The organism is Mesorhizobium sp. M4A.F.Ca.ET.050.02.1.1 (assembly GCF_003997725.1).
Classification (GTDB): domain Bacteria; phylum Pseudomonadota; class Alphaproteobacteria; order Rhizobiales; family Rhizobiaceae; genus Mesorhizobium.
On sequence record NZ_RZSG01001488.1, the window covers coordinates 1 to 478 of the forward strand.

The 478-nt window shown below is 67.2% G+C and carries 1 pseudogene; it reads right to left on the minus strand.

The annotated features are described in order from the left end of the window. Positions 1-478: pseudogene (locus tag EOA33_RS38295) on the minus strand (bifunctional [glutamine synthetase] adenylyltransferase/[glutamine synthetase]-adenylyl-L-tyrosine phosphorylase); the annotation flags it as partial.

Below are 478 nucleotides of genomic sequence, written 5' to 3' on the forward strand. Positions count from 1 at the left end.
CCCTGCGGCCGGCCGCGACATGGCCGGTGAGCACCGCAACCTGAGCGATGAACTCGAGGTCGATCAGGCCGCCGGGGATCAGCTTGATGTCCCAGGGATCGCGCGGCGGCTTTTCCTTCTCGATCATGGCGCGCATCTCGGATGCATCGGCCATCACCTTGGCGGCATCGCGCGGCAGGGCCAAGATCGCGGCCACCTCTGTTTCCACCTCGGCGCACAGTGCCGCGTCGCCGCCGATGGTGCGGGCCCTCGCCAGCGCCATGTGCTCCCAGGTCCAGGCATCGTGGCGCTGGTACTTCTTGAAAGCATCGACATGAGTGGCGACCGGCCCCTTGTTGCCGGAGGGGCGCAGGCGAAGGTCGAGCTCGTAGAGCACTCCCTCTGCCGTCGGCGCCGAAACGGCGGCAATCAGGCGCTGCGTCATGCGGGTATAGTAGTGAGAAGGCGCCAGCGGCTTTTCGCCGTCGGATTCCTCGGC